Source organism: Variovorax sp. 160MFSha2.1 (genome assembly GCF_048305075.1).
GTDB classification, from domain to species: domain Bacteria; phylum Pseudomonadota; class Gammaproteobacteria; order Burkholderiales; family Burkholderiaceae_C; genus Variovorax; species Variovorax guangxiensis.
Genome location: NZ_CP157624.1, coordinates 6,051,013 through 6,076,507, shown reverse-complemented (window position 1 = coordinate 6,076,507; position 25,495 = coordinate 6,051,013). Strand labels below are relative to the sequence as shown.

Annotated in this window: 25 protein-coding genes and 1 riboswitch; of the genes, 15 read left to right on the top strand and 10 right to left on the bottom strand. The window is 68.4% G+C overall.

Annotated features, from left to right (window positions below; genetic code table 11):
* Positions 1–110 precede the first annotated feature (110 nt).
* From glyQ to ABL838_RS27980, 7 genes are read left to right on the top strand one after another with little or no spacing between them, the layout of a single operon-like run.
* Positions 111–1,019 (top strand): glycine--tRNA ligase subunit alpha, encoded by a 909-nt coding sequence (gene glyQ, locus ABL838_RS28010; protein ID WP_184640927.1) that lies wholly within the window; start codon positions 111–113, stop codon positions 1,017–1,019.
* A 3-nt stretch (positions 1,020–1,022) separates the two neighbouring features.
* A complete protein-coding gene (gene glyS / locus ABL838_RS28005) occupies positions 1,023–3,188 on the top strand; it encodes a glycine--tRNA ligase subunit beta (RefSeq protein ID WP_418122938.1) in 2,166 nt (721 codons plus the stop codon).
* A 24-nt stretch (positions 3,189–3,212) separates the two neighbouring features.
* Positions 3,213–3,542: a hypothetical protein gene (locus ABL838_RS28000; protein WP_126023778.1), complete on the top strand. Its 330-nt coding sequence runs from the start codon at positions 3,213–3,215 to the stop codon at positions 3,540–3,542.
* Complete coding sequence (locus ABL838_RS27995; RefSeq protein ID WP_126023777.1) at positions 3,532–4,065, top strand: DUF6036 family nucleotidyltransferase; 534 nt, start codon at positions 3,532–3,534, stop codon at positions 4,063–4,065. The genes ABL838_RS28000 and ABL838_RS27995 overlap by 11 nt, the downstream gene beginning before the upstream one ends.
* Positions 4,062–4,640 carry a D-glycero-beta-D-manno-heptose 1,7-bisphosphate 7-phosphatase gene (gene gmhB, locus ABL838_RS27990; protein ID WP_126023776.1) on the top strand — a complete coding sequence of 193 codons (579 nt, stop codon included), beginning with the start codon at positions 4,062–4,064 and terminating at the stop codon, positions 4,638–4,640. Before ABL838_RS27995 ends, gmhB begins: the two co-directional genes overlap by 4 nt.
* Positions 4,640–5,413: a lysophospholipid acyltransferase family protein gene (locus ABL838_RS27985; protein ID WP_418122936.1), complete on the top strand. Its 774-nt coding sequence runs from the start codon at positions 4,640–4,642 to the stop codon at positions 5,411–5,413. Before gmhB ends, ABL838_RS27985 begins: the two co-directional genes overlap by 1 nt.
* Before the next feature lie 45 nt (positions 5,414–5,458).
* Positions 5,459–6,433, top strand: coding sequence for a M48 family metallopeptidase (locus ABL838_RS27980; RefSeq protein ID WP_240650739.1), 975 nt, complete (start codon positions 5,459–5,461; stop codon positions 6,431–6,433).
* Between the two features lie 32 nt (positions 6,434–6,465).
* On the opposite strand, the gene thiC is transcribed toward ABL838_RS27980, so the two are convergent.
* Together thiC and ABL838_RS27970 are read right to left on the bottom strand one after the other, a co-directional pair.
* The gene (gene thiC, locus ABL838_RS27975) at positions 6,466–8,349 is read right to left on the bottom strand and encodes a phosphomethylpyrimidine synthase ThiC (RefSeq protein ID WP_369660681.1); all 1,884 of its coding nucleotides are present in this window, start codon (positions 8,347–8,349) and stop codon (positions 6,466–6,468) included.
* Between the two features lie 89 nt (positions 8,350–8,438).
* Positions 8,439–8,544: riboswitch (TPP riboswitch) on the bottom strand.
* A 41-nt stretch (positions 8,545–8,585) separates the two neighbouring features.
* Complete coding sequence (locus tag ABL838_RS27970) at positions 8,586–9,005, bottom strand: YchJ family protein (protein WP_126023773.1); 420 nt, start codon at positions 9,003–9,005, stop codon at positions 8,586–8,588.
* A 188-nt stretch (positions 9,006–9,193) separates the two neighbouring features.
* Here ABL838_RS27970 and ABL838_RS27965 point away from each other — a divergent pair, with 188 nt between their 5' ends.
* Entirely contained in the window at positions 9,194–9,934 is a 741-nt protein-coding gene (locus tag ABL838_RS27965; RefSeq protein WP_418122934.1) for a response regulator transcription factor, read from the top strand.
* A gap of 13 nt (positions 9,935–9,947) precedes the next feature.
* Here ABL838_RS27965 and iaaH read toward each other — a convergent pair whose 3' ends face one another.
* Complete coding sequence (gene iaaH / locus ABL838_RS27960) at positions 9,948–11,477, bottom strand: indoleacetamide hydrolase (protein ID WP_418122932.1); 1,530 nt, start codon at positions 11,475–11,477, stop codon at positions 9,948–9,950.
* Positions 11,478–11,667: 190 nt separating this feature from the next.
* Here iaaH and ABL838_RS27955 point away from each other — a divergent pair, with 190 nt between their 5' ends.
* From ABL838_RS27955 to ABL838_RS27940, 4 genes are read left to right on the top strand one after another with little or no spacing between them, the layout of a single operon-like run.
* Positions 11,668–12,456: a GntR family transcriptional regulator gene (locus ABL838_RS27955; RefSeq protein ID WP_418122930.1), complete on the top strand. Its 789-nt coding sequence runs from the start codon at positions 11,668–11,670 to the stop codon at positions 12,454–12,456.
* Positions 12,453–13,136 (top strand): dienelactone hydrolase family protein, encoded by a 684-nt coding sequence (locus ABL838_RS27950; RefSeq protein WP_418122928.1) that lies wholly within the window; start codon positions 12,453–12,455, stop codon positions 13,134–13,136. The genes ABL838_RS27955 and ABL838_RS27950 overlap by 4 nt, the downstream gene beginning before the upstream one ends.
* A 19-nt stretch (positions 13,137–13,155) precedes the next feature.
* Positions 13,156–13,908: an SDR family NAD(P)-dependent oxidoreductase gene (locus tag ABL838_RS27945; protein ID WP_418122926.1), complete on the top strand. Its 753-nt coding sequence runs from the start codon at positions 13,156–13,158 to the stop codon at positions 13,906–13,908.
* 57 nt (positions 13,909–13,965) lie between these two features.
* A complete protein-coding gene (locus ABL838_RS27940; protein WP_418122924.1) occupies positions 13,966–14,952 on the top strand; it encodes a Bug family tripartite tricarboxylate transporter substrate binding protein in 987 nt (328 codons plus the stop codon).
* Between the two features lie 30 nt (positions 14,953–14,982).
* On the opposite strand, the gene ABL838_RS27935 is transcribed toward ABL838_RS27940, so the two are convergent.
* From ABL838_RS27935 to ABL838_RS27905, 7 genes are all read right to left on the bottom strand, one after another.
* Entirely contained in the window at positions 14,983–15,288 is a 306-nt protein-coding gene (locus ABL838_RS27935; RefSeq protein ID WP_418122922.1) for a hypothetical protein, read from the bottom strand.
* Positions 15,285–16,415 (bottom strand): acyl-CoA dehydrogenase family protein, encoded by a 1,131-nt coding sequence (locus ABL838_RS27930; protein WP_418122920.1) that lies wholly within the window; start codon positions 16,413–16,415, stop codon positions 15,285–15,287. The genes ABL838_RS27935 and ABL838_RS27930 overlap by 4 nt, the downstream gene beginning before the upstream one ends.
* A gap of 31 nt (positions 16,416–16,446) precedes the next feature.
* Positions 16,447–17,697, bottom strand: coding sequence for a glutamate carboxypeptidase (locus ABL838_RS27925; protein WP_418122918.1), 1,251 nt, complete (start codon positions 17,695–17,697; stop codon positions 16,447–16,449).
* Between the two features lie 84 nt (positions 17,698–17,781).
* Positions 17,782–18,966 (bottom strand): acetyl-CoA C-acyltransferase, encoded by a 1,185-nt coding sequence (locus tag ABL838_RS27920; RefSeq protein ID WP_126023767.1) that lies wholly within the window; start codon positions 18,964–18,966, stop codon positions 17,782–17,784.
* A 50-nt stretch (positions 18,967–19,016) separates the two neighbouring features.
* Positions 19,017–20,837, bottom strand: coding sequence for a bifunctional isocitrate dehydrogenase kinase/phosphatase (gene aceK / locus ABL838_RS27915; protein WP_418122916.1), 1,821 nt, complete (start codon positions 20,835–20,837; stop codon positions 19,017–19,019).
* 43 nt (positions 20,838–20,880) lie between these two features.
* Positions 20,881–21,612 carry a carbonate dehydratase gene (gene can, locus ABL838_RS27910; RefSeq protein ID WP_418122914.1) on the bottom strand — a complete coding sequence of 244 codons (732 nt, stop codon included), beginning with the start codon at positions 21,610–21,612 and terminating at the stop codon, positions 20,881–20,883.
* 27 nt (positions 21,613–21,639) lie between these two features.
* Positions 21,640–22,074, bottom strand: coding sequence for a MerR family transcriptional regulator (locus ABL838_RS27905; RefSeq protein ID WP_126023764.1), 435 nt, complete (start codon positions 22,072–22,074; stop codon positions 21,640–21,642).
* A gap of 120 nt (positions 22,075–22,194) precedes the next feature.
* Here ABL838_RS27905 and ABL838_RS27900 point away from each other — a divergent pair, with 120 nt between their 5' ends.
* The 3 genes from ABL838_RS27900 to ABL838_RS27890 are packed head-to-tail and all read left to right on the top strand — an operon-like array spanning position 22,195 to position 25,493.
* Positions 22,195–23,256 carry an MBL fold metallo-hydrolase gene (locus tag ABL838_RS27900; RefSeq protein ID WP_418122912.1) on the top strand — a complete coding sequence of 354 codons (1,062 nt, stop codon included), beginning with the start codon at positions 22,195–22,197 and terminating at the stop codon, positions 23,254–23,256.
* A gap of 9 nt (positions 23,257–23,265) precedes the next feature.
* Complete coding sequence (locus ABL838_RS27895) at positions 23,266–24,576, top strand: leucine-rich repeat-containing protein kinase family protein (RefSeq protein ID WP_418122910.1); 1,311 nt, start codon at positions 23,266–23,268, stop codon at positions 24,574–24,576.
* Positions 24,573–25,493 carry a pseudouridine synthase gene (locus ABL838_RS27890; protein ID WP_184640914.1) on the top strand — a complete coding sequence of 307 codons (921 nt, stop codon included), beginning with the start codon at positions 24,573–24,575 and terminating at the stop codon, positions 25,491–25,493. The genes ABL838_RS27895 and ABL838_RS27890 overlap by 4 nt, the downstream gene beginning before the upstream one ends.
* The last annotated feature ends 2 nt before the right edge of the window (positions 25,494–25,495 follow it).

Below are 25,495 nucleotides of genomic sequence, written 5' to 3'. Positions count from 1 at the left end.
AAGGGCAGGAGCATAGCGGCCCGTTCCTGACTGCCCGCTGCCTCGTAAAATAGCCGGTTCGTTGCGCCGCGGGGTCTTCTCCCGCCGGGCGGCCGCCTTCACGCAGATCCATGCTGACCTTCCAACAAATCATTCTCAAACTGCAGTCGTACTGGGCCGACAAGGGCTGCGCGCTGCTGCAACCGTACGACATGGAAGTGGGCGCGGGCACCTCGCACACCGCCACCTTCCTGCGCGCGCTCGGCCCCGAACCCTGGAAAGCCGCCTACGTGCAGCCCAGCCGCCGCCCCAAGGACGGCCGCTACGGCGAGAACCCCAACCGCCTGCAGCACTACTACCAGTACCAGGTGGTGCTGAAGCCGGCACCCTCGAACATCCTCGAGCTCTACCTCGGCAGCCTAGAGGCCCTGGGCTTCGACCTCAAGAAGAACGACATCCGCTTCGTCGAAGACGACTGGGAGAACCCCACGCTCGGCGCCTGGGGCCTGGGCTGGGAGGTGTGGCTCAACGGCATGGAAGTGACCCAGTTCACCTACTTCCAGCAGGTCGGCGGCATCGACTGCAAGCCCATCACCGGCGAGATCACCTACGGCCTGGAGCGCCTGGCCATGTACCTGCAGGGCGTGGACAACGTCTACAACCTCACCTGGACCGACGGCCTGAGCTACGGCGACGTCTACAAGCAGAACGAGGTCGAGCAGTCGACCTACAACTTCGAGCACAGCGACGCCGAGTTCCTGTTCACCGCCTTCAACGCGCACGAGAAGCAGGCCAGGCACCTCATGGACGCCCAGCTCGCGCTGCCCGCCTACGAGCAGGTGCTGAAGGCCGCGCACAGCTTCAACCTGCTGGACGCGCGCGGCGCGATCAGCGTGACCGAGCGCGCCGCCTACATCGGCCGCATCCGCAACCTCGCGCGCAGCGTGGCGCAGAGCTACTACGACAGCCGCGAGCGCCTGGGCTTCCCGATGGCGCCGCGCGAGTGGGTCGCGCAGATCCCGCCGAAGAAGGTTGCCTGAGCGATGACGACCCCCATGAACAAGAACTCCCTCCTGGTCGAACTGTTTGTCGAAGAGCTGCCGCCGAAGGCACTGAAGAAGCTCGGCGACGCCTTTGCCGGCGTGCTGCGCGACCAGCTCGTGGCGCAGGGCCTTGCCGACGCCGGTGCGGTGCTGACGCCGTACGCCTCGCCGCGCCGCCTGGCCGCGCACATCACGCACGTGGCCGAACGCGCCGCCGACAAGGCCGTGTCGCAGAAGCTCATGCCCGTGGCCGTGGGCCTCGACGCTTCGGGCCAGCCTACGCCCGCTCTGCTGAAGCGCCTGGGCGCGTTGGGCGCCGACGCCTCCGCCGTGCCCGGCCTCAAGCGCGCGATGGACGGCAAGGCCGAAGCCCTGTTCTACGAAAGCACCGCCAAGGGTGCAACGCTGGCCGAGGGCCTGCAGAAGGCGCTGGCCGAAGCCATCGCCAAGCTGCCGATTCCCAAGGTCATGAGCTACCAGCTCGAAAGCGGCTGCGAGCTGCCGGGCTGGAGCAGCGTGAGCTTCGTGCGACCCGCGCACGGCCTCGTGGCGCTGTACGGCGATGCCGTGGTTCCGGTGGAGGCGCTGGGCCTGAAGGCGGGCCGCGAAACGCACGGCCACCGCTTCGAGGCGACGGTCGATCCGGTGGTGCTGCGCGATGCCAACAGCTATGCGCTGCAGCTGCAGGAGGAAGGCGCCGTCATCGCGAGCTTCGAGACGCGCCGCGCCGAGATCGCGCGCCAGCTCGCGGCGGCCGCGGTGAAGGCCGGCGGCGGCTCGGTGCCCATCGAGGACGACGCCCTGCTCGACGAAGTGACCGCGCTGGTCGAGCGCCCGAACGTTCTGGTCTGCAGCTTCGAGCGCGAGTTCCTCGAAGTGCCGCAGGAGTGCCTCATCCTCACGATGAAGGCCAACCAGAAGTACTTTCCGCTGCTCGACGCCTCGGGCAAGCTCACCAACAAGTTCCTCGTCGTCAGCAACATCAGCCCCGACGACGCGAGCGCGGTCATCGGCGGCAACGAGCGCGTGGTGCGCCCGCGCCTGGCCGACGCCAAGTTCTTCTTCGACCAGGACCGCAAGAAGTCGCTGGCCTCGCGCGTCGAATCGCTGGGCAAGGTGGTCTATCACAACAAGCTGGGCACGCAGGGCGAGCGCGTGGAGCGCGTGATGCGCATCGCGCGCGGCATTGCCGAGAAGCTCGGCGACGCGGCCCTCGCCGCGCATGCCACGCAGGCCGCCCAGCTCGCCAAGGCCGACCTGGTGACCGACATGGTCGGCGAGTTCCCCGAGCTGCAGGGCATCATGGGCCGCTACTACGCGCTGCACGACGGCCTCGACGCGTCGGTGGCCGACGCCATCGAGGACCACTACAAGCCGCGCTTCGCCGGCGACGAGCTGCCGCGCAACACCGTGGGCCTCGTGGTGGCGCTGGCCGACAAGCTCGAGACGCTGGTCGGCATGTTCGGCATCGGCAACCTGCCCACGGGCGACCGCGACCCGTTCGCGCTGCGCCGCCACGCGCTGGGCGTGATCCGCATGCTGGTCGAGAAAGACCTGCCGCTGGAGCTGACCAGGCTGGTGAGCGACGCGCGCACGGCGCTGGACGACGCCATCGGCAAGACCGGCGAGTTCCCGCTGCACAAGGCGGCGGAGGACGTTGGCCAGGTCGTCGACTTCATCTACGACCGCCTTGCGGGTTCCCTGCGCGAGCAGGGCGCCAGCGCGCAGGAGGTCGAGGCCGTGCTGGCACCGCGCCCGCAGCGCCTGGGCGAGGTGCCCAAGCTGCTGGCCGCCGTGCGCGCCTTCGCTGCCCTGCCGGCCGCCGCAGCGCTCGCGGCAGCGAACAAGCGTATCGGCAACATCCTCAAGAAGGCTCCCGAGGCCGACGCGCACGTCAGCGAGCTGCTGCTGCAGGAGCCCGCCGAGAAGGCGCTGCACGCGGCCATGGCGCAGGTCGTGCCCGCCGCCAACGCGCAGTTCGACGCCGGCGACTACACCGCCTCGCTGCAGACGCTGGCCGCGCTGCGCGAGCCGGTCGATGCCTTCTTCGACGGCGTGATGGTCAACGCCGAGCAGGCCGACCTGCGGCTGAACCGGCTGGGCCTGCTGATGTCGCTGCACGCCGCGATGAACCGGGTGGCGCAGCTCGAGCGGCTGGCGGTCTGATTTTCGGCGCTCGATAATTCGGCCATGAACCGCCAGCAACAGATCGACGACTTCCTGCTTCAGGCGCATCGCCTTGCAGTGTCCCGGCTGCGGGCGGAGCCTGCGCGCATCGCGGATGTTTCCGCGACGCTCGAGCGGTGGCAGGCGCAGGCCGGTGCCACGCGGTCCGATCCTTACTGGAACGAGTGGCGCGCCATGCTCGCTGCCGGCGTCGATGCGATCGAAGAGGCCACTTGCGGTACCGACGATCACGCGGTGGCGCTGCGCAATGTTTCTCCTGTTGGCGTCCTCATGACGCAGCGCGAGCGCGGCGAACTCCTGCGCGCGGCGCGGCAGGGCACACATGCAGCGTAGCGAAGCCGAGCATGTGCTGCGCGCGGCCGCAGCCATTGCGCAGGAGCAGTCTTTCGTCGTGATCGGCAGCCAGGCGTTGCTCTTCCTGCTGGAGGATGCACCGCCGAGCCTGCTGGTGTCGCGGGAGCTCGATCTCTATCCCGCCCTGCACCCCGAGAAGTCCGATCTGATCGACGGTGCCATCGGCGCACTGTCCAGCTTCGACGACACCTTCGGATACCACGCCGATGGCGTCGGCCCCGAGACGGCAGTGATGCCCGGCGACTGGATGCAGCGTGCCAGTCTTCACTACTTGGGTGACCTGACGGTGGTCTGTCCCGATCTGCACGACCTGGCGCTGTCGAAGTGCGTGGCGGCTCGCGAGAAGGATGCCGACTTCGTGCGCGAGTTGCTCAGGCTCGACTTGGTGAACACCGCCGTCCTGCACGAACGTGCTGCCTTGCTGGACGGGGCGAAATATCCTGTGGCGCAGATCGACGACTGGATCGGGCGGCGCAGCATCGAAGCGGGGAAAAGCTCATGAAACTCGTCATCCTCGACCGCAACGGCACGCTCAACGTGCACCGCGAAGACTTCGTGAAGAGCGACATCGAGTGGACGCCGCTGCCCGGTGCGCTGGAAGCGGTGGCGCGGCTCAACCATGCGGGGTGGCACGTGGTGATCGCGTCGAACCAGTCGGGCCTGGGGCGCGGCCTGTTCGACATGGCCTCGCTCAACGCGATGCACGCCAAGATGCACAAGATGCTCGCGGCCGTGGGCGGCAAGGTCGACGCGGTGTTCTACTGCCCGCACAGCCCCGACGAGAACTGCGACTGCCGCAAGCCGAAGCCGGGCCTGTTCCTGCAGATCGGCGACCGCTACGGCATAGATCTCAAGGGCATCCCGACCTGCGGCGACAGCCTGCGCGACCTGCAGGCCGGCGCGGCCGCCGGCTGCGAGCCGCACCTGCTGCTCACCGGCATGGGCGCCGCCTGCCGCGGCGTGGATCCGCTTCCTTCCGAATACCCGGCGAACACGATGGTCCACGACGACCTCGCCGCCTTTGTCGATTTTCTGCTCGCGCGCGAAGCGCGGGATGCACTGCAGGTGGCTGTCTGATGGCGTTGTTCCGTTCCGTTCTCCACGCACTGTGGATGCTCGTCACCGTGGTGCCCTGGGGCATCATCATGTGCGTCAGCTCGCTCTGGAAGCGCGGCGTGCCGCTCTACTGGATGGCCGTACGCTGGCTCGGTTGGGCCATCGGCGGCGCGCGCGTGCTGCTGGGCATCAAGACCCGCGTGAGCGGCATGGAGAACCTGCCGACCGACAAGCTCGCCGGCGCGGTCCTGCTGGTGAAGCACCAGTCCACGCTCGAGACCTTCCTGATGCCCACGCTGATGCCGCATCCGCTGGCCTACGTGTTCAAGAAGGAGCTGATCTACATCCCCTTCTTCGGCTGGGCGATGGCGCGGCTGGACATGATCCACATCGACCGCAGCCAGCGCGCGCAGGCCTTCAACAAGGTGGTGAACCAGGGGCGCAAGCTGCTCGCGCAGGGCATCTGGATCATCATGTTCCCCGAGGGCACGCGCATTCCGCGCGGGCAGAAGGGGACCTACAAGAGCGGCGGCACGCGGCTGGCCTGCGAGACCGGCGTGCCGGTGATCCCGATCGCCGTGACCTCGGCCAAGGTCTGGCCGCGCAAGGCCTTCATCAAGCGCCCCGGCGTGGTCGATGTGTCCATCGGCCCAGCCATTCCCAGCGTGGGCCGCAAGCCCGACGAACTGATGCGCGAGGTCGAGGAGTGGATCGAGGCCGAAATGCGCCGCCTCGACCCCGAGGCCTACGCGAACAGCCCCTCCCGGCCCGCCCGGCAGGAAGCGGTGAGCTGACGGGCGCGGGCCGCCGGTAGAACGACAGAAACCAGAAGGCCCGCCATGGGGGGATTGCTCCGGTTCACGATGGACCTGTTCGAGGGGCTGGGGAGCGAGTTCGCGCCCCCGGCGCCCGCGCCGGCACGTCCGCGCCGTCCGAGGAAGCCGAAGCCGGCGGTACCGCCTTCCGTGCTGCCGGACGCGGCCATCCTTCCTCCCGCGCCCGTCGATCCGGATGCGCCGCCCGCGGTGCCGCTGGCCGACACGCTGACGCTCGCGAACTTCGCGCACCCACAGGCCACGCGCGAAGTGGTGCTGGGCTCCGCGCGCGTGGCCTACGAATTCAAGCGCGGCAAGCGCAAGACCATCGGCTTCCTGGTCGGCGCCGAGGGGCTGTCGGTGCGCGCGCCGCGCTGGGTGGCGCTGCGCGACGTCGATGCGGCCATCCACGAGAAGTCGGACTGGATCCTGCGCAAGCTCACGGAGACGCGACAGCGCCTCGCGCGCGTGGAAGCCACGCGCATCGAATGGAAGGACGGCGCAGCCTTCCCGTTCCTGGGAGAGCCGGTCGTGATGCGGCTCGATCCCAAGCACGGCTTCGCGAGCGTCGGTGGCACGCTGGACGCAGCCACCGAGGAAGGCGCGCCGCGCATCCTGCGGCTGGCCGTCTCGCAGAACGCCGAGCCCTCGCAGATCCGCGACGCCGCGCAGGCCTGGCTCATGCGGCAGGCGCGCAAGCTGTTCATCGAGCGGCTGGACCACTTCGCGCCGCTGCTCGGCGTGCAGTGGCAGAAGCTGTCGCTGTCCAACGCGGCAACGCGCTGGGGCAGCGCCAGCGCCGACGGGTCGATCCGGCTCAACTGGCGGCTGATCCACTTCCGGCTGCCGGTGATCGACTACGTCGTGGCGCACGAACTGGCCCACCTGCGGGTGATGGACCACTCGCACCGCTTCTGGGAGACCGTGGAGAGCGTGGTGCCCGACTACGACGCGCTGCGGCAGCAGCTCAAGGACGAAGCGGTTCCACGCTGGAACTGAGGCCGGGGCGCCCCGGCCCCGGGGTCAACGCTTCAGGACACGGCCTTGATGGGGATGTACATCTCACCCCCGCCCGCCATGAACTCCTTCGACTTCTCCTCCATGCCCTCGCTCATGGCCTGATCCTCGGCCACGCCCTTCTTCGCGGCGTACTCGCGCACTTCCTGCGTGATCTTCATCGAGCAGAACTTGGGGCCGCACATCGAGCAGAAGTGCGCCACCTTGCTCGAATCCTTGGGCAGCGTCTCGTCGTGGAATTCGCGCGCCGTGTCGGGGTCGAGGCCGAGGTTGAACTGGTCCTGCCACCGGAACTCGAAGCGCGCCTTGCTCAGCGCGTCGTCGCGCGAGCGCGCGCCCGGGTGCCCCTTTGCCACGTCCGCGGCGTGCGCGGCGATCTTGTAGGCAATGATCCCCTGCTTCACGTCGTCGCGGTCGGGCAGGCCCAGGTGCTCCTTGGGCGTCACGTAGCACAGCATCGCGGTGCCGGCCCAGCCGATCATGGCCGCGCCGATCGCGCTGGCGATGTGGTCGTAGCCCGGCGCGATGTCGATGGTCAGCGGGCCCAGCGTGTAGAAGGGCGCCTCGTGGCAGTGCTTGAGCTGCTCGTCCATGTTCGACTGGATCATGTGCATCGGCACATGGCCCGGGCCTTCGATCATGGTCTGCACGTCGTGCTTCCAGGCGATCTGCGTGAGCTCGCCCAGCGTGCGCAGTTCGGCGAACTGGGCCTCGTCGTTGGCGTCGGCGCCCGAGCCGGGGCGCAGGCCGTCGCCGAGCGAGAAGCTCACGTCGTAGGCCTTCATGATGTCGCAGATGTCCTCGAAGTGCGTGTAGAGGAAGCTCTCCTTGTGATGCGCGATGCACCACTTGGCCATGATCGAGCCGCCGCGCGACACGATGCCCGTCATGCGGTTGGCCGTGAGATGGATGAAGGGCAGGCGCAGGCCGGCGTGGATGGTGAAGTAGTCGACGCCCTGTTCCGCCTGCTCGATGAGCGTGTCGCGGTAGATCTCCCAGGTCAGGTCCTCGGCCACGCCGCCCACCTTCTCGAGCGCCTGGTAGATGGGCACGGTGCCGATCGGCACGGGGCTGTTGCGCACGATCCAGTCGCGCGTGGTGTGGATGTTCTTGCCGGTGGAAAGATCCATCACGTTGTCCGCGCCCCAGCGGATGGCCCACACCAGCTTCTCCACCTCTTCCTCGATGCTCGAGGTGACGGCCGAGTTGCCGATGTTCGCGTTGATCTTCACCTTGAAGTTGCGGCCGATGGCCATCGGCTCGACCTCGGGATGGTTGATGTTCGCGGGAATGATCGCGCGGCCGCGCGCCACCTCGTCGCGCACGAACTCGGGCGTGATGATGCGCGGGATGCTCGCGCCCATCGGGTTGCCCGCCACGCGCTTCGCGCGCTCCTCGTTGGCGAGGTACTCGGCCATCCACTCGCGCTTGCCGTTCTCGCGCAGGGCGACGTATTCCATTTCGGGCGTGACGATGCCGCGGCGTGCGTAGTGCATCTGCGTGACATTGCCGCCCGACTTCGCGCGGCGTGGCGTGCGCTGCAGCGCCGAGGCACCGGCGCGCAGTTCGGCGAGGCGCTGGGCGTCGCGGTCTTCGTTCTTGGCGCCGTCGTCCAGCGCGTGGTGCACGCGGCCTTCGTAGCTCTCGGTGTCGCCGCGTTCGGCGATCCACGCGCCGCGCACGTCGGGCAGGCCCCGGCGCACGTCGATCTCGACCTTCGGGTCGGTGTACGGGCCGGAGGTGTCGTAGAGCGACACGGTCTCGCCGTTGGTCAGCTGCACGTCGCGCACGGGCACGAACAGGTCGGGCCGGCTGCCCGGAATCACGCACTTGTGCGACGCGGGAAAGGGCTCGCGCGTCAGCGAAAGCAGCGAGGTGAACTTGTCGGGGGCATTCATCGGAGGCACTCCTTGTTGAGGAAAGGGTGCTCCGCAATCGCTCGGTGGTCTTCGGCAGAAGCCCGTCACGGGAAGGTGGACGGACCGAAGTCAGGGAGTGCAGCTCTTCTTACGCCGGTATGACCCGGATCAAGTTCGCGGGTCGGCAGCTTTGCCATCTCAGCACGCCACATGCGTGCACCCCGGAGCGGGGCCGATTGTGCGAGCCCCGGCCCGGCGCGTCAACCCGCGGGTTGTTACCGCAGGTCGCCGTCGAGGTAGTACCAGCGCCCGTCCTCGCGCACGAAGCGGCTGCGCTCGTGCAGGCGCGTGGCGGCGCCGGAGGGGCCGCGCTGGCGCGCGACGAACTCGACCTCGGCGTGGTCCGCATCGAGCACCGACCGGGCGCGGACGTCCAGCCCGAGCCATTTGACGCCCGGCTCGAACTCGATGGAGGCCGGGCGCTTCGAGGGATGCCAGGTGGCGAGCAGGTACTCGCCGCGCTCCAGCACGAAGGCCGAATAGCGCGAGCGCATCAGCGATTCGGCATCGGGCGCGGGCGTGCCGTCGAAATCGTCGAGATATCGGCCGCAGCACAGGGCATGGGCGACGGGCTTGTCGCGGCGGTCGGTTCGGCCGCAGGGGCAAGGCCCGGGGGTGGGATCGGTGGAACTCATGAAGACTGCTATTGGAACACCCCGCGGCCCAGCCTCCGACAGGGCAAGCCCGGAGCCGGTGAAGGCCGCTTGCGGCGGATGGGCTCCTGCAGCGCCTGCGCACCGGCCGGCCCGGTCCCCGGGCATCCACCCTTGGCGCGGCGCTTGCTAAACGATAGCGTTGCCCTAGCCCGTCGAGAAAGCCCGCGATGTACCTCACAGCCCCCGAACAGCAGGCCCTGCGCGGCGTCTTCGCGCTGCTGGCCGAGGACGACCGTGGCGAGCGGGAGATCCGCGAGCACCTCGGCCAGGCGCTGCTCGACCTGCTGCACGCCGACCAGTTCGCCTCCTTCGTTTGGAACGCGGCGGGCAACAGCTTCGGCTCGCGCGTGGCGATCCACATGGACCCGGCGAACCTCGACACCTACGCGCAGTGGCACCAGCACCACGACCCGATCACCTTCGTGCTGCAGTCGCGCCGCCGTGCCACGCGTGTGACCGAGGTGATGCCGCAGCGCGAGCTGATGCGCACGCCCTTCTTCAACGACTTCCTCGCGCGCGACGGCCTGCACTGGGGCATGAACCTGCATGCCTTCGAGGGCGACCGGGCACTGGGCGACCTGCGCATCTGGCGCCGCAAGGGGCGCGGCGATTTCGGCGATCACGAGAAGGCGCTGCTGGACCTGATCGAGCCGGCGTTCATCGGTGCCTTGCAGCGGGCACAGCGTGCCGCTGCAACAGCCATTCCTTCATCGCATGCACCAGCCTCCTCCGATGCGCTGCTGAGTGCGCGCGAGCAGGAGGTGGCCCGCTGCGTGCGCGAAGGGCTCACCGACAAGGAGATCGCGCGGCGCATGGCGGTGAGCGTGCCCACCGTGCGCACCTACCTGCGCCGCATCTTCGACAAGCTGGGCATCGAGCGCCGCTCGGCGCTGGCGGCCTTGCGCTGACACCCGCAGCCAGTCACTTCGGCGCGGGCAGCCGTCCCAGCACCTTCTCCACCGCGAGGCCCACGGCCAGCAGCCTGCGGTCGCTGCCGGCGGGGCCGTCGAGCTCCAGGCCCACGGGCAGGCCCGTCGTCGCGCCGATGCCCGAAGGCAGCTGGATGCCGGGAATGCCGGCGTTGCTGCCGGGGTCGGTGTTCCGGATCAGCGCGCCGAAGTTCTCGGGGCTGCTGGCTTCAGGCGCCGCGGCCAGCGCCACGGTAGGCACCGTCGGGAACACCAGCGCATCGAGCCTGTGCTTCGCGAAGGTGTCGCGGTAGAGCTTGCGCAGCGCGGGGCGAGCGACGCGCATCGCGTGCTCGTAGGCCGGCCTCGCGTCGACCACGCCGTTGGCGGCGGGCAGCTTGCGCGGAACGACGAAGGTCTCGAAGGTGCCCTTGACGTCGGGGCTCGCAATGCCGGCCGTGAGCTGCGCGAGGTCGATGCCCGTGCGGTACTTCGAGAGGTAGGCCGCCATGTCGTCGTGCGCCTCGTAGAGCGCGAGCGGGAAGCCGACAGCGCCGTTGAGCTCCATCAGCCCGGGCATGTCCACGTCCACCAGCGTGGCGCCGGCCGCGCGCAGTTTCGCGAACGCGGCGTCGGTGGCGGCGCGCGTGTCGGCGTCGAGGCCCGCCTGGAAGGCGGGCACCACGCCGAGCCGCACCCGCTTCAGATCGGTGGGCTTGAGCGGAGCGCCCCCGGCAATGACGCCGTCGAGCAGCGCCACGTCGGCCATCGACTGCGCCATCGGCCCCGCGGTGTCGCGCGTGTGCGAGATCGGCGCAATGCCCTGCCGCGGATAGCGCCCCACCGTAGGGCGCAGCGACGCGCAGCCGTTGAACGCGCACGGAATGCGCACCGATCCGCCCGTGTCGGTACCCAGTGCGGCCGGCGCCATGCGCGCGCCCAGCGCCGCGCCATTGCCCGACGACGAGCCGCCCGCGATGCGGCTCGGATCGTAGGCATTGCGCACACCCACCTCGGGGCCGGTCTGGAACGCGGGGTTGTAGCCGGTGACGCCGAAGGCCAGCTCGTGCATGTTCGTCTTGCCGAGCACGACGGCGCCAGCGGCGCGCAGCTTGGCGACCACCGGCGCATCGGCCGCGGGCACGAAGCCTTTCAGCGCCGGCGTGCCGGCGGTGGCAGGCAGATCGCGCACCTGGATGTTGTCCTTGATCGCCACAGGCAGGCCGTCCAGCGGCTTGCAGGCCTTGCCGGGCCGGCGCGCCGCATCGGCCGCGCGCGCGGCCTTCAGGGCGCCGGCTTCGTCGAGCGTGATGAAAGCATTGAGCGCAGGCCTGGCCTTGGCCTGGGCGAGATACGCGGAGACAAGCTGCTCGCTCGTCAGACGGCCGCCGCAGAGCTCGCGCACGGCCTCGCTGGCGCTGAGGTCGAGGACCTCGAGCGCGGGCTTGGAAGGCTGCGCCTGGGCCCCCAAGGCGAGGAGGGCCAGCGCCGCTGCGGCGAGGGACGAAGGCCAAGACGGCCCGGCGAATGAGGAAACGGTCATGGTGGCGGTCCCGGTGACGGATGGAAGCCGCCGATCGTGCGCCGCCCGGCCGCGACTGTCTGTCGTTGAAATCGATGACAGGCCGCCAAGCCCCGGCCGCGCGCCACCTAGCCGTGGAAGACTGGAGCCGCGCGCATCGATTTCAGTTGCACGCATTCAAATTCCAACCTAAAATTCAAGTTACTACCTAATGACAAATACAACATTTAACAGATCCGGCAGCGAGCCGCTCTACCGCCAGGTGAGTGCTGCACTGCTGGAGCGGATCAAGGCCGGCGACTGGCCGGTCGGCGCCGTTCTTCCCAAGGAGCTCGACCTGTCCAAGCTGCTCGGCGTGAGCCGAGTGACGCTGCGCCAGGCGCTCGACATTCTGGAAAAGGGCGGCGTGGTGCAGCGCGTTAGAAAGGTAGGAACCAAAGTGATCGCCGCCGGCATGGGCCAGCCCTATGTCCAGCAGATGGACGGCCTGGAGCAGACGCTGCGACTGGCCGGCCAGACCGCGATGCGCGTGGACCGCCTGCGCACGTTGAAAGGCGAGCCTGACGAGGGCCTGGCCGGCGTGACCAGCGCCACCGGCTGGTGGCTGGCCATCGAAGGCGTGCGCCACATGCAGGGCGTAAGCACGCTGTCGACCTGCACCGCGGTCTACGTCGACAACAAGTACGCCGGCATCGCGCCCTTTCTCGACCAGGAGGTGGACTCGGTCTATGCGCTGGTCGAGCAGGTCTATGGGCTGGTGGTGCACAGCATCCGCCACCGCATCGGTGCGTGCGCGCTCAGTGACGCAATGGCGCAGACCTTGGGCCTGCCCGCCGGCTCGCCGGGGCTGCAGGTGCAGGCCTGGCTCTACGCGGCCGACGGCTCGCTCATCGAGTACGTGCGCTCCATCCACAACCCGGGGTTGATCTCCATCGAACTCCAAAGCACCCGAGGCGCCGTCCAGGCGCCCGATTTCCCTCCATCCAAAGTAACGACATGAACACCCTCACGCTCAAGACCGACGACGGCTTCGCGCTGCCCGCCCTGCATGTGCCCAGCGCCACGGGCACGGGCCAGCCGCTGGTGCTGATCCAGGAAATCTTCGGCATCAACGCCGCCATGAAGGAAGCCGCGCAGGCCTGGGCCCGCGAAGGCTTCGAGGTGCTGTGCCCCGACCTCTTTGCGCGTCAGCAGGCCGGCGTCGACCTGGACCCGACGCAGCCCGAGCAGTTCCAGCAGGGCGTGGCGCTGATGCATGGCATGGACCCCGAGCGTGCGGTGAAGGACCTGGACGCCGCGCGCGCCTGGTTCGTGGCCGAAGGCCGTGGCGACAAGGTCGGCGCGCTGGGCTACTGCCTGGGTGGGCGCCTGGCCGTGATGATGGCGATGCACACGCCCGTGAGTGCCGCGGTGAGTTACTACGGCGTCGGGCTGGAGGGCCTGCTGCCCGCCGAACCAGTGACGATGGCGCCCTGCCTGCTGCACATCGCCGAGCTGGACGCCTTCCTGCCGCCCGAGGCGCGCCAGACCGTGCTGGACCGCGCAGCGCTGCAGGCCCGCATGCCCGCCCATGTGTATGCCGGCTGCGACCACGCCTTCGCGCGGCCGGGTGGTGCGCACTTCGATGCTGCAGCGGCCGAGCAGGCGCGCGTGCGCTCGCTGGCGTTCCTGCGTGGGTGATCGGCGGGACGACGGCGTGATGCGTGCACTCGGCAACCGGACGGTGGTGGTCACCGGCGCCGCGCAGGGCATCGGCCTGGCCATCGCCCGGCGTTTTGCGCGCGACGGTGCACAGGTCGCGATGGCGGACATCGACGAAGTCCGCGTGCATCGGGCGGCCGAAGGCCTTCGCGCCGGAGGCGCCCAGGTGCACGCGATGGCGGTCGACGTGTCGGACGCCGCGGCCATGCAGGCGCTGGCCGAACGCGTGGAGCGCGAGATCGGCCCCTGCGACGTGCTCGTGAGCAATGCCGGCGTGCTGCTGCGCGGCGACCTCGACCACGCCGACGCGCTGCAGCAGTGGCGCCGCACGCTCAGCGTGAACCTGGACGGCTGCTTCCACGCGGCCCACGCCTTCGCGCCGCAGCTGCGCCGCACGCGCGGCTGCATCGTCAACGTGGCCTCCATCCACGCCTTCGTCGCGGTCCGCAATTCGGCGGCCTACACAGCATCGAAAGGCGGCGTGAAGCAGCTGACGCAGGCCCTGGCCCTGGAACTGGGCGGTGATGGCGTGCGCGCCAACGCCGTGGCGCCGGGCAGCACCGACACCGAGATGACCGCCGTCACGCGCAACGACCCGCAGGCCATGGCCGCTTTCCTGGCGCGCGTTCCGCTGAACCGCACCGTGCACCCCAACGACGTCGCCCATGCCGTGCACTTTCTGGCTTCGGCCGAGGCGGCGTGCATCACGGGCGTGACCTTGCCGGTGGACGGCGGCTATTGCGCGACCTAGCACCGGGCCGGCGTTCGTTCACGTCCCCTTTTCCTCAACCCTGAAGCTGGAGGTCCCATGTTCACTCGTCGCCATTTCGTTTCCGCGAGCGCCGCCACTGCGGCGGCTGCGTCGCTCACGCCCTTCCCGGCGTGGGCGCAGAAGCTGCGGTCCACCAAGATCGTGGTGGGCTTCGCGCCCGGCGGCACCACCGACATGGTGGCGCGGCGGGTGGCCGAGAAGTTCGGCGGCAGCTTCGCGGAAACCGCGATCGTGGACAACCGCTCCGGCGCGGGCGGGCAGATCGCCTGTGCCGCCGTGAAGAGCGCCCTGCCCGACGGCCAGACGCTGCTGTGCACGCCCTACTCGTGCATGGTGATCTTTCCCTACGTCTACAAGAAGCTGCCTTACGACCCGGTGGCCGACTTCACGCCCGTGGGCATCACCGCCACGACCACGCAGGCCATGGCCGTCGGCCCGATGGTGCCGGCCTCGGTCAAGACTTTGCCCGACTACGTGGCCTGGGTGAAAGCCAACCCGCAGCACACGGGCTACGGCTCGCCAGCGGCGGGCTCGACCTCGCACTTCCTGGGCGCGCTGCTGGGGCTGGAAAGCGGCCTGCCTCTGGTGCAGGTGCCCTACCGCGGCGCCGTGCCCGGCATTGCCGACGTGGTCGCGGGCCAGATCCCGATCATGATCACCACCACCGGCGATCTGCTGCCGCACTACAAGGCCGGCAAGGTCCGCCTGCTCGGCACCTCCGGCCCGCAACGCACCGTGTTCACGCCCGAGGTGGCGACCTTCGCCGAGCAGGGCTTCCCTATGCTGAGCAGCGAGGAGTGGTTCGGCTTCTACGCGCCCGCGCAGACACCGGCCCCGATCGTCGACGCCGCGAACCAGGCCATGCGCCTTGCGCTGCAGGACAAGTCGGTGATCGATTCGCTGAACCTGCTGGGCCTGGTGCCGACGCCGTCGTCGCCGCAGGAGATGGCGCGGTCGCAACGCGCCCAGAGCGAGCGCTGGGGCCCGCTGGTCAAGAAGATCGGCTTCACGGCGGAGTCCTGACCGGCGCTGCCGCCGCAGGCCCGGCGCAGTTCAGCCGCCGGGCTGCGGCGCGCCGGCCGAACCCGCGGCTGCGTCCGCCCGGGCGTGTGCTACGCGCGCGGCGATCCAGGCCCTGAACTGCCGGTCGGCCTGCTGGCGGAAGTCGTTGTGGGCGGCGTTGTGGGCCCCGTGCGCGAGCCGGCGATGCGCCTGCTTGCGCACGCTGCCCAGCGTGGCATCGTTCAGGTGCTCGATGGTCGCCGACTCCGGGCGGGCGGCCGGCTCGCTGACGGCCATGGGCAGGGCGCACCAGTGCCACAGCGGGCCAAAGGTGGCGCGCAGGGCCTTGGTGCTCATGCCAGCGCGCGAGTGATCAGCAGCTTCTGGATGTCCGAAGTGCCTTCGTAGATCTGGCACACGCGCACGTCGCGGTAGATGCGCTCCAGCGGAAAGTCGTTCACGTAGCCGTAGCCGCCCAGCGTCTGGATGGCTGCGCTGCACACGCGCTCGGCCATCTCGCTGGCGAACAGCTTGGCCATGGCGGCCTCTTTCAGGCAGGGCAGGCCGGCGTCGCGCAGGCTGGCCGCGTGCCAGATCAACTGGCGCGCGGCCTCGATCTGCGTCGCGCATTCGGCGAGGCGGAAGCCCACGGCCTGCTGGTCGAAGATGGAGCCGCCAAAGGCCTGGCGCTCCTTGGCGTAGGCCAGCGCGGCGTCGAAGGCGCTGCGCGCCATGCCCACGCTCTGCGCGGCGATGCCGATGCGCCCGCCTTCCAGCGCTCCGAGAGCGATCTTGTAGCCCTCGCCCTCCGCGCCGATCAGGTTCTCGCGCGGAATGCGGCAGCCGTCGAAGTTGATCTGCGCGGTGTCGCTGCTGTGCTGGCCGAGCTTGTCTTCCAGCCGCGCGACGTTGTAGCCGGGCGTGTCGGTGGGCACGATGAACGCGCTCATTCCGCGCTTGCCAGCGCCCTTGTCGGTCACCGCGATGACGATGGCGACCTGCCCGTTCTTGCCGCTGGTGATGAACTGCTTCACGCCATCGATCACGTAGCCGTCGCCGTCCTTGCGCGCGGTGGTGCGCAGGCTCGACGCATCGCTGCCGGCCTGCGGCTCGGTGAGGCAGAAGGCGCCGAGCATCCGGCCCTGCGCCAGCGGCTCGAGCCAATGCTTCTTCTGCTGCGCGTTGCCGTAGCGCATGAGGATGGCGTTGACCGGGCAGTTGGTCACGCTGATGGCGGTGCTGGTGCCGCCGTCGCCGGCGGCGATTTCCTCCAGCACCAGCGCGAGCGTGAGGTAGTCGAGGCCCGCGCCGCCATGCTCCTCGGGCACGCAGATGCCGTAGGCGCCCAGCGCGGCAAGGCCCTGGTGCGCTTCCTTGGGAAAACTGTGCTCTCGGTCCCACTTCGCGGCGTTGGGCCAGAGTTCGGCTTGCGAGAAGTCGCGCACCGCGTCGCGGATGGCTTCCTGGTCGGCGCTGAGCAGCATGGCGTTGTCTCCTGTGTTTTCTTTTCGTGCCTTACTTGCTTGCGCCCAGGTCCATGATGAGGCGGGCGGCCATGTACAGCCGGCGCGGGATGGCGCTGATGTCCACGTACTCGGCCTTGTCGCTGTGGTAGCCGAAGCCCGGCAGGCCCAGGCTTTCGATCACGGGCTTGCCCGAGAGCGCCGCATAGGCGGCGTCGGTGCCGCCGCCGGTGCGCTCTTCAACGCCCAGCGTGCCACCGGCTTCCTTGTAGTAGGCCACCGCCTTGTCGACCAGCTTCTTGCCGCCTTCGCCCGCGTTGAAGGCCGGACGGCCGCGCGTGACGATCACCTTGACGTCGGCCTCGGGCAGCTTCTTCTGCTGCGCGCGCTCCTCCAGCGTCTTCATGGCGGCGTCGAAGTCTTCGTTGCGCGCGTAGCGCACGTCGGCGTTCAGCGTGGCGCTGGCGGGGATGATGTTCGAGACGTTGCCGGCCTTGGCGATGGTCCAGTTGAAGCGCAGGTTCTTCGACTTGTCGTCGATGTTCATCGTGCGCAGCACCAGGTCGGACGCCTCGACCAGCGCGTTCACGCCCAGCTCCGGCGCGGCACCCGCGTGCGAGGCCTTGCCGGTGATGTTGACCTGCACGTAGGCGATGCCCGAGGTGCCGAGCGAGAGCTTCTCGTCACCGGCGCTGGTGGGCTCGAAGGAGAGCACGTAGTCGGCCAGCTTGGCTTCTTCCTGGATCAGGTCGCGCGAGCCGAAGGAGCCTTTTTCCTCGTCGGTGTTGAACAGCACGGTGATGGTGCCGTAGTCGCGCACGCCGTAGTCCTTCAGCAGCTTGAGCGTGTGCAGGATGACCGCGTTGCCGCCCTTGTCGTCGGCGATGCCGGGGCCGTAGGCCTTGTCGCCCTCGACGCGGAAGGGCGCTTTCGCGAGGATGCCCTTCAGGTAGACGGTGTCCATGTGCGACATCAGCAGCAGGTTCTTGCCGCCGCGGCCCTTGATCTTGCCGACGATGTTGTCGCCCACCACGAGGCCGGCCGACTTGCTGCGCGTGACGGTGAAGCCCAGGTTCTTGAGCTCGGCTTCGAGGTAGTTGCCCGCGGCGGCGATGCCTTCGGCATCACCGGTGCCGGTCTCGATGTTGACGAGCTTCTCCAGCGTCTTGATCACCGCAGGCTGCTCGTCGGTGGCGGCCTGGAACAGCACGTTGTCGCGCTTCTGGGCCCAGGTGGCGGCGGGCGCGACGAAGGCGGCGGCCAGCAAGGCGGCGAGGGCGGTACGGTGGATGGAAGGGCGCATGAAATCTCCTGCTCTACGCATTTGTATGTCTGTCTGTATGAAAAAAGCCGGGAGCGCCCTGATCGGACGCTGCCGGCCCTGCTCTTATAGCAATTCGAGTGCCACGGCCGTGCCTTCGCCGCCGCCGATGCACAGCGTCGCCACGCCGCGCGTCTTGCCGCGCGCCTTCAGCGCGTGGATCAGCGTGACCATGATGCGCGCGCCGCTGGCGCCGATCGGGTGGCCCAGCGCGCAGGCGCCGCCGTGCACGTTGACGATGTCGTGCGAAACGTCGAGTTCGTGCATCAGCGCCATCGGCACCACGGCGAAGGCTTCGTTCACTTCCCAGAGGTCGACATCGCGCGCCTTCCAACCGGTCTTGGCGAAGAGCTTCTGCACGGCGCCGACCGGCGCGGTGGAGAACCACTCGGGCTGCTGCGCATGCGTGGCGTGGCCGACGACGCGGGCGATGGGCTTCGCGCCGATCTTCTTCGCGTGCGACTCGGTCATCATCACCAGCGCGGCCGCACCGTCGTTGATCGAGGAGCTCGATGCGGCGGTGATGGTGCCGCCGTCCTTCTTGAACGCGGGCTTGAGCGTGGGGATCTTGTCGAGCTTGACCTTGCCCGGGCCCTCGTCGACCGAGATCACGGTCTCGCCGCCGCGGCCCTTCACGGTGACGGGCGCGATCTCGTCCTTGAAGAGGCCGGTGTCGGTGGCCTTCTTGGCGCGCTCGACGCTGGCGATGGCGAAGGCGTCCTGCTGCTCGCGCGTGAACTTGTACTTGGCGGCGCAGTCCTCGCCGAAGGTGCCCATGCTGCGGCCGGGCTGGTAGGCGTCTTCGAGGCCGTCGAGCATCATGTGGTCGAAGATGCGGTCGTGGCCCATGCGGTAGCCGCCGCGGCCCTTGAGCATGAGGTAGGGCGCGTTGGTCATGCTTTCCATGCCGCCGGCCACCATCACCTCGTGCGTGCCCGCCAGCAGCAGGTCGTGCGCGAGCATCGCTGCCTTCATGGCCGAGCCGCACATCTTGCTGAGCGTGACGGCGCCCGCGCTGTCGGGCAGGCCGCCCTTGTAGGCCGCCTGGCGCGCCGGGGCCTGGCCCTGGCCGGCCATCAGGCAGTTGCCGAACAGCACCTCGCCCACGCTGTCGGGCGCGATGCCCGCGCGCTCGACGGCGGCCTTGATGGCGACGCCGCCGAGGTCGTGCGCGGAAAGGGAGGCGAAATCGCCCTGGAAGCCGCCCATGGGGGTGCGGGCGGCGCCGACGATGACGATGGATTCGGACATGGAGGTCTCCTTCGGAAATGTGAAAGCGGAATCGGAAAAGAAACGAGGGGTCAGAAGTGCGTCGCGTGCCCCTCGTGCCTGAAGCGCTGCGACTCTTCGTAGGGGAACACGTCCAGCATCTGCCCGGCCTGGATGCGTTCCTTGTGGTGTTGCCAGAAGGCGGCGTCGAGCAGGTCGGCGTGGTGCGCCATGAAGGCCGCGCGCACGTCCTTGTTGCCCAGCAGGAAGGGTTCGAAGGTTTCGGGGAACACGTCCTTCGGGCCCACCGAATACCAGACCTCGCCGCTCATCTCGTCTTCCTCGTTGCGCGGCGTGGGTACCTTGCGGAACTGGCAGTCGGTGACGTACTCGATCTCGTCGTAGTCGTAGAACACGACCTTGCCGCCGCGCGTGACGCCGAAGTTCTTCCACAGCATGTCGCCGGGGAAGATGTTGGCGGCCACCATGTCCTTGATGGCGTTGCCGTATTCGACGACCGCATGTTCGAGCTGGTCCTTCGCGCGCTTCGCATGCGCCGGGCTCTCGGGGGCGGCCAGGGTGTCGAAGGCTTCCTGCAGGTAGATGTTCAGCGGGATCATGCGCCGCTCGATGTAGACGTGTTTCACCACGACTTCCATCTCCCCGTTGCCGTCGCGGTCGCCGATTTCCAGCTGGCTGGGCGCGAACCTGCGGATCTCCTCGATCAGCTCGGGCTCGAAGCGGTCGAGCGGAAAGCCCACGTCGCTGTACTCCAGCGTGTCGGCCATGCGGCCCACGCGGTCGTGCTGCTTCACGAGCATGTACTTGCCCTTGATCTGCTCGCGCGTGGTGTCCTTCTGCGGCGGATAGAAGTCCTTGATGACCTTGAACACGAACGGGAACGAAGGCAGGTCGAACACCAGCATCACCATGCCCTTGATGCCGGGCGCGATGCGGAAGCGGTCGCTCGAGTAGTTCAGGTGCGAAAGAAAGTCGCGATAGAAGAGCGTCTTGCCCTGCTTGGCCAGGCCCAGTGCGTTGTAGATCTCGGCGCGCGGCTTGCGCGGCATGAGCGAGCGCAGGAACTGCACCCAGGCGGAGGGCACCTCCATGTCGACCATGAAGTAGGCGCGCGCGAAGCTGAAGAGCATCTGCAGGTCGTCCTCGCCGAAGAGCGCCGCGTCAATGTAGAACCGGCCGTGGCTGTCGTGCAGTATGGGCACCGAGAAGGGCAGCTCGGTGAAACCGTTCATGATCTTGCCGACCACGTACGCACCCTTGTTGCGGAAGAACAGCCCCGAGAGCACCTGCAGCTGGAAGTTGGCGCGCAGCTTGACCTGGTTGAAGCGGCCCAGGATGACGTGCGCCACGCGCTCCGCGTCACGCCGCTTGCTGGCGAAGCTGCCGATCAGCGCGAAGTCGTCGAGCATCTGCTCGACGGTGTCGGCCAGCGTCTCGGGCTTGGGGTAGTAGGGGCGGTAGGTGGGCGCGCCCCGCGGCTCGATGTACTCGGTGCTGATGGCCGGGCGCACGAAGATGAAGTCGTTCTGGAAGTACGCCCGATGCAGGATCTTCGTGGTCACCGAGTTGAAGAAGGTCTCGGCCAGCTCGGGCTGGTGATGGTCCACCAGCAGGCCGATGTAGTGCAGCTTGATCTGGTGCCACACGTCCATCGGCTGGTCGCCTGCCTTGAACTCTTTCTCGAGCCGGGCCACGGCCTCGCTCACGCGCAGGTCGTAGAACTCGATGCGCTCGCGCTGCGCGCGCTGCTGGCCATGCCAGTCGGCGGTCTCGAAGCGGTGCTTGGCGCGCGCCGACTCGGCCCTGAACAACCGGTAGTGCCGGTTGAAGCCGTCCATCATCGCCTTCGCGATGTCGTAGGCCAGCGGCGAGTCGAGGCGCTGCGGGAACATGGCGGCGCGAGACTGCGGATGAAAGGCTGCGAGCCGCCCGGTATCAGGCTGGCTCGGAGCCGCTGTTCGCGGCCTGGGCCCCGATCGAACGCACCACCTCGCCCGGCTTGCTCCACTTGTGGCGGATGCGCTGCACGGTGGACTTGTAGGCGGCGTCCAGCGGCTGGGTGCCGTCCACGCTCAGGCCCAGGTCCTGCAGCAGGCCGTCGTGCACGCCGAAGGTCCAGCCGTGGATCTTGACCTTCTGGCCGCGGGCCCAGGCATCGACCATCACGGTGCTGACGGCCACGTTGACCACCTGCTCGGCCACGTTGAGTTCGCACAGCGCATCGACGCGGGCTTCCTCGTCGGGCAGGCTCTCCAGCATCACGTGGTGGCGGTCGCGCACGTCCTGGATGTGGCGGATCCAGTTGTCGGCCAGGCCGATGCGCGCGCCGCTCAAGGCGGCCTTCACGCCAGCGCAGCCGTAGTGGCCGACCACCATGATGTGCTCGACCTTCAGGTGCTCCACCGCGAACTGGATCGCCGAGAGCGCGTTGAGGTCCGAGTGCACCACGATGTTGGCCACGTTGCGGTGCACGAACACTTCACCCGGTTCCAGGCCGGTGATCTGGTTGGCGGGCACGCGGCTGTCGGAACAGCCGATCCACATGTAGCGCGGCGTCTGCTGCTTCACCAGGCCGGTGAAGAAGCCGGGCCGGTCGCGTTCCATCTGCGCGGACCAGGCGCGGTTGTGGGCGAAGAGGTCGTCGAGGTTGTCGGATTTTTCGGACATAGTCGGCTATTGTCGGTGAGAGGTGTATCAGGCCTTGGCTTCGGCCGGTTTCTGGGCCTTGCCGGCCTTCTGTGCCTTGGTTTTCTGCGCCTTGGCGAGTGTTGCCCGCCCCTTCTTCTCGTGCTCCTTCACTTCGGCGAGATTGGCCTGCAGTTCGGCCAGCTGCGCTTCGAGCTGGGCCCGGTGGGCACCCAGCACGCCGAGGAATCTTTCCAGCTGCGGGACGGTGTCGCGCGGGCTGTCGTACATGTCGAGGATGTCCTTGGCCTCCGTGAGGCTCAGGCCCAGGCGCTTGGCGCGCAGGGTGAGCGTGAGCCGGGCCCGGTCGCGCGAGCTGTAGATGCGCTGCAGGCCGGCGCGCTCGGGCGAGAGCAGGCCCATGTCCTCGTAGAAGCGGATGGCCCGCGTGGTGAGGTCGAACTCCTTCGCGAGCTGGCTGATGGTGAAGGTCTGCGCGGGCATGACGACGGTGGCGGAAAAGGGCCTTGTTCGGGGGGCGTTACGGGCGCGACAGCAGGTTTTCGCCGCGATCCCTACAATGGTGCCCTTGAATCATGACGTTTACGTAAACGTCAATCTTACATGAACCTCCTCGAACGCGAACTCCACTACCCCCTCGGCGACACGCTCCCCGAGCCCGGCCAGACCCTGGAAGTGGCGCCCGGCGTGCGCTGGATCCGCATGCGGCTGCCCTTCGCGCTCGACCACATCAACCTCTGGCTGCTTCGCGACAGCATCGACGGCGTCGAGGGCTGGACGGTGGTCGACTGCTGCATCGCCCGCGACGAGGCGCGCGCGCAATGGGAGCAGGTGTTCGAGACGCAGCTGCAGGGCATGCCGATCCTGCGCGTCATCGTCACCCACATGCACCCCGACCATATCGGCCTGGCCGACTGGCTGTGCAAGCGCTGGAACGCGCCGCTGTGGATCAGTTCCACCGACTACCACGTGGCCCGCGTGCTCAGCACCGCCGGCGACACCCTGGCGGGCGGCGAACAGGCGGCGCGCTTCTTCGCCTCGCACGGGCTGACCGATCCCGAGTCGGTCGCCAAGATACGGGCGCGTACCAACTACTACGCGAACTTGGTGCCCTCGGTGCCCGACAGCTTCGTGCGCATGCTCGAGGGCGACATCGTCGACATCGGCGGCCACGCCTGGCGCTGCATCAGCGGCTATGGCCACGCGCCCGAGCACATCTCGCTGTACTGCGACGAGCTCAAGCTGCTGCTGGGCGGCGACATGATGCTGCCGCGCATCTCCACCAACGTGAGCGTGCACGCGGGCGAGCCCGAGGCGAACTCGCTGCGACTCTTTCTCGACAGCATCGAGAAATTCAAGTCGCTGCCTGCCGACACGCTGGGGCTGCCTTCGCACGGCAAGCCGTTCCGGGGCATCCATCGCCGCGTCGAGCAGCTGCAGGAGCACCATCGCGACCGCCTGGCCGAGCTGCTCGAAGCCTGCACGGCGCGCGCGCTCACGGCCGCCGAGGGCCTACCGATCCTGTTCAGGCGCGAGCTCGACCTGCACCAGATGACCTTCGCGATGGGCGAGACCGTGGCGCATCTGCACCTGCTGTGGTTCTCGGGCCAGGTGAAGCGTGAACTGGGCCAGGACGGTATCTACCGCTTCGGCCCCAAGGCTTAGACTCGGCCGATGGACACGCTGGCTCAGCTGCGCGCGGGCCGGCTGGCAGGCGCAACACGAATCGATCTCTCGTGCGGACTCACCGAGCTTCCGCGCGAGGTCTTCGACCTTGCCGATTCGCTGGAGGTGCTGAACCTGTCGGGCAACGCGCTCGAAACGCTGCCCGACGACCTGCACCGCCTTCGCAGGCTGCGTGTGCTGTTCTGCTCCGACAACCGCTTCACCACGCTGCCTGAATCCATCGGCCGCTGTAACGGCCTCGACATCGTCGGCTTCAAGGCCAACCGCATCCGCACCGTACCGGCCAATGCGCTGCCGCCTTCGCTGCGATGGCTGATCCTCACCGACAACGAAATCGAAGAGCTTCCCGATTCGCTTGGCGCATGCACGCGGATGCAGAAGCTGATGCTCGCAGGCAACCGCCTGCGCACGCTGCCTGATTCGATGGCGAGGTTCGAGCAGCTCGAACTGCTGCGCATCTCCGCCAACCGCTTCGAGACGCTGCCCGGGTGGCTGCCATCGCTGCCGCGCCTGTCGTGGCTCGCCTGCGCCGGCAATCCGTTCGACACCCGGGCCGAGGATGCGGCCATCGTGGCGCAGTCGGTGCCGCATGTCGACTGGAGCGAACTCACGCTGGGCGAAAAGCTTGGCGAGGGCGCATCGGGCGTGATCCATCGGGCAACCCTGGGTGCTGACTCACGGCCGGTGGCAGTCAAGCTCTTCAAGGGCGCGGTCACCAGCGACGGTTGGCCGCACAGCGAGATGGCCGCCAGCATCGCGGCCGGCGCACACCCCACGCTGATCGCCGCGCAGAGCCGCATCGACGGACACCCCGAAGGCACGGAGGGGCTCGTGATGGCGCTGGTCGATCCCGCGTTCGCTACGCTCGCCGGGCCGCCGAGCCTTGCGTCGTGCACACGCGACGTCTACGCCGAAGAGGCGAAGTGGACCGCCGGCGAGGCGATGCGCATCGCACGCGACATCGCCTCGGCCATGCAGCATCTGCATGCGCGCGGGATTCTTCACGGCGACCTCTACGCCCACAACATCCTGTGGCATGCGCAAGGCGGCGGCCGCCTGGGCGACTTCGGCGCCGCATGGCTCACCGGCGCGCTCGATGCGAGGCAGACGCAGGCGTTCCAGGCGCTGGAGGTGCGCGCCTTCGGCTGCCTGCTGGAAGAGCTTCTGGACCGCTGCACCGACGTGCCTGCGCCGGAGGCCGCAACGCTGAAGGGCCGCTGCCTGCACCCCGACGCAGCAGCGCGCCCGACCTTCGCCGAAGCCCTGTCGATACTGCAGCAGCACGCCCTCCAGCCATGACCCGTCGCCGCCCTGCGCAGATGCCGCTGCCCACGCGCGACGGCGTGGGCCCGAGCTGCATCGGCCTGCCTTACGGCGCCTGGCCGACCATCGCGGAGTTCCTGATCGAGCGCTTTCCCGTCATCACGCCCCAGGCCTGGATGGAGCGCATCGAGGCGGGAGACGTCGTCGACGAGCACGGCGTGCCCGTGACCGCCGCGCGCCGCTACCAGTCGCCGCTGCGCGTGTACTACTACCGCACGCTCGACGGCGAGGTGAGCATTCCTTTCGAGGAGGAGGTCGTTTTCCAGGACGACCAGCTGCTGGTCGTCGACAAGCCTCCCTTCGTGCCTGTGACGCCCAAGGGCAAGTACCTGAAGGAAAGCCTGCTGGTGCGCCTCAAGCGCAAGCTGGGGCTCGACGACCTCGTGCCGCTGCACCGCATCGACCGAAGCACCTCGGGGCTGGTGCTGTTCTCGGTGAAGCCCGCGACACGAGGCGTCTACCAGTCCCTGTTTCCGGAGCGCCGCATCGTCAAGCACTACGAGGCCGTGGTTCCGTGGCGGGAGGGCGTGTCGTCGGTGCCGGAGGTCTACCGCAGCCGCCTTGTGGACGACGACCATTTCATGCGCGTACGCGAGGAACGCGGCGAGCCCAACTCCGAGACCCGCATCGAAGTGCTGAACGTGCAGGACGGCCTTGCGCTGCTGCGGCTGTCGCCCATTACCGGCCGCAAGCACCAGCTGCGCGTGCACTGCCTGGCGCTCGGCATGCCGATCGTGAACGATCCGATCTATCCCGTGCTGCTGCCCGAGGGCGCCGACGACTTCGCCCGGCCCATGCAGTTGCTCGCGCGTTCGCTCTCCTTCGTCGACCCGGTGACGGGGGCGCAACGCAGCTTCGGCAGCCGCCGCAGCCTGCTGCTGACACCGAGGTGACG

Bases quoted from the DNA above. Each gene is read 5' to 3' on its own strand.
- aceK (WP_418122916.1), bottom strand. From the start codon at position 20,837: ATGTTCCCGCAGCGCCTCGACTCGCCGCTGGCCTACGACATCGCGAAG.
- ABL838_RS27965 (WP_418122934.1), top strand. From the start codon at position 9,194: ATGTACCTCACAGCCCCCGAACAGCAGGCCCTGCGCGGCGTCTTCGCG.
- ABL838_RS27955 (WP_418122930.1), top strand. From the start codon at position 11,668: ATGACAAATACAACATTTAACAGATCCGGCAGCGAGCCGCTCTACCGC.
- ABL838_RS27900 (WP_418122912.1), top strand. From the start codon at position 22,195: ATGAACCTCCTCGAACGCGAACTCCACTACCCCCTCGGCGACACGCTC.
- ABL838_RS27930 (WP_418122920.1), bottom strand. From the start codon at position 16,415: ATGCTGCTCAGCGCCGACCAGGAAGCCATCCGCGACGCGGTGCGCGAC.
- can (WP_418122914.1), bottom strand. From the start codon at position 21,612: ATGTCCGAAAAATCCGACAACCTCGACGACCTCTTCGCCCACAACCGC.
- ABL838_RS27950 (WP_418122928.1), top strand. From the start codon at position 12,453: ATGAACACCCTCACGCTCAAGACCGACGACGGCTTCGCGCTGCCCGCC.
- ABL838_RS27935 (WP_418122922.1), bottom strand. From the start codon at position 15,288: ATGAGCACCAAGGCCCTGCGCGCCACCTTTGGCCCGCTGTGGCACTGG.
- ABL838_RS27970 (WP_126023773.1), bottom strand. From the start codon at position 9,005: ATGAGTTCCACCGATCCCACCCCCGGGCCTTGCCCCTGCGGCCGAACC.
- ABL838_RS27920 (WP_126023767.1), bottom strand. From the start codon at position 18,966: ATGTCCGAATCCATCGTCATCGTCGGCGCCGCCCGCACCCCCATGGGC.
- ABL838_RS27895 (WP_418122910.1), top strand. From the start codon at position 23,266: ATGGACACGCTGGCTCAGCTGCGCGCGGGCCGGCTGGCAGGCGCAACA.
- ABL838_RS27890 (WP_184640914.1), top strand. From the start codon at position 24,573: ATGACCCGTCGCCGCCCTGCGCAGATGCCGCTGCCCACGCGCGACGGC.
- ABL838_RS27945 (WP_418122926.1), top strand. From the start codon at position 13,156: ATGCGTGCACTCGGCAACCGGACGGTGGTGGTCACCGGCGCCGCGCAG.
- gmhB (WP_126023776.1), top strand. From the start codon at position 4,062: ATGAAACTCGTCATCCTCGACCGCAACGGCACGCTCAACGTGCACCGC.
- ABL838_RS27940 (WP_418122924.1), top strand. From the start codon at position 13,966: ATGTTCACTCGTCGCCATTTCGTTTCCGCGAGCGCCGCCACTGCGGCG.
- thiC (WP_369660681.1), bottom strand. From the start codon at position 8,349: ATGAATGCCCCCGACAAGTTCACCTCGCTGCTTTCGCTGACGCGCGAG.
- ABL838_RS27985 (WP_418122936.1), top strand. From the start codon at position 4,640: ATGGCGTTGTTCCGTTCCGTTCTCCACGCACTGTGGATGCTCGTCACC.
- glyQ (WP_184640927.1), top strand. From the start codon at position 111: ATGCTGACCTTCCAACAAATCATTCTCAAACTGCAGTCGTACTGGGCC.
- iaaH (WP_418122932.1), bottom strand. From the start codon at position 11,477: ATGACCGTTTCCTCATTCGCCGGGCCGTCTTGGCCTTCGTCCCTCGCC.
- ABL838_RS27925 (WP_418122918.1), bottom strand. From the start codon at position 17,697: ATGCGCCCTTCCATCCACCGTACCGCCCTCGCCGCCTTGCTGGCCGCC.
- glyS (WP_418122938.1), top strand. From the start codon at position 1,023: ATGACGACCCCCATGAACAAGAACTCCCTCCTGGTCGAACTGTTTGTC.
- ABL838_RS27905 (WP_126023764.1), bottom strand. From the start codon at position 22,074: ATGCCCGCGCAGACCTTCACCATCAGCCAGCTCGCGAAGGAGTTCGAC.
- ABL838_RS28000 (WP_126023778.1), top strand. From the start codon at position 3,213: ATGAACCGCCAGCAACAGATCGACGACTTCCTGCTTCAGGCGCATCGC.
- ABL838_RS27995 (WP_126023777.1), top strand. From the start codon at position 3,532: ATGCAGCGTAGCGAAGCCGAGCATGTGCTGCGCGCGGCCGCAGCCATT.
- ABL838_RS27980 (WP_240650739.1), top strand. From the start codon at position 5,459: ATGGGGGGATTGCTCCGGTTCACGATGGACCTGTTCGAGGGGCTGGGG.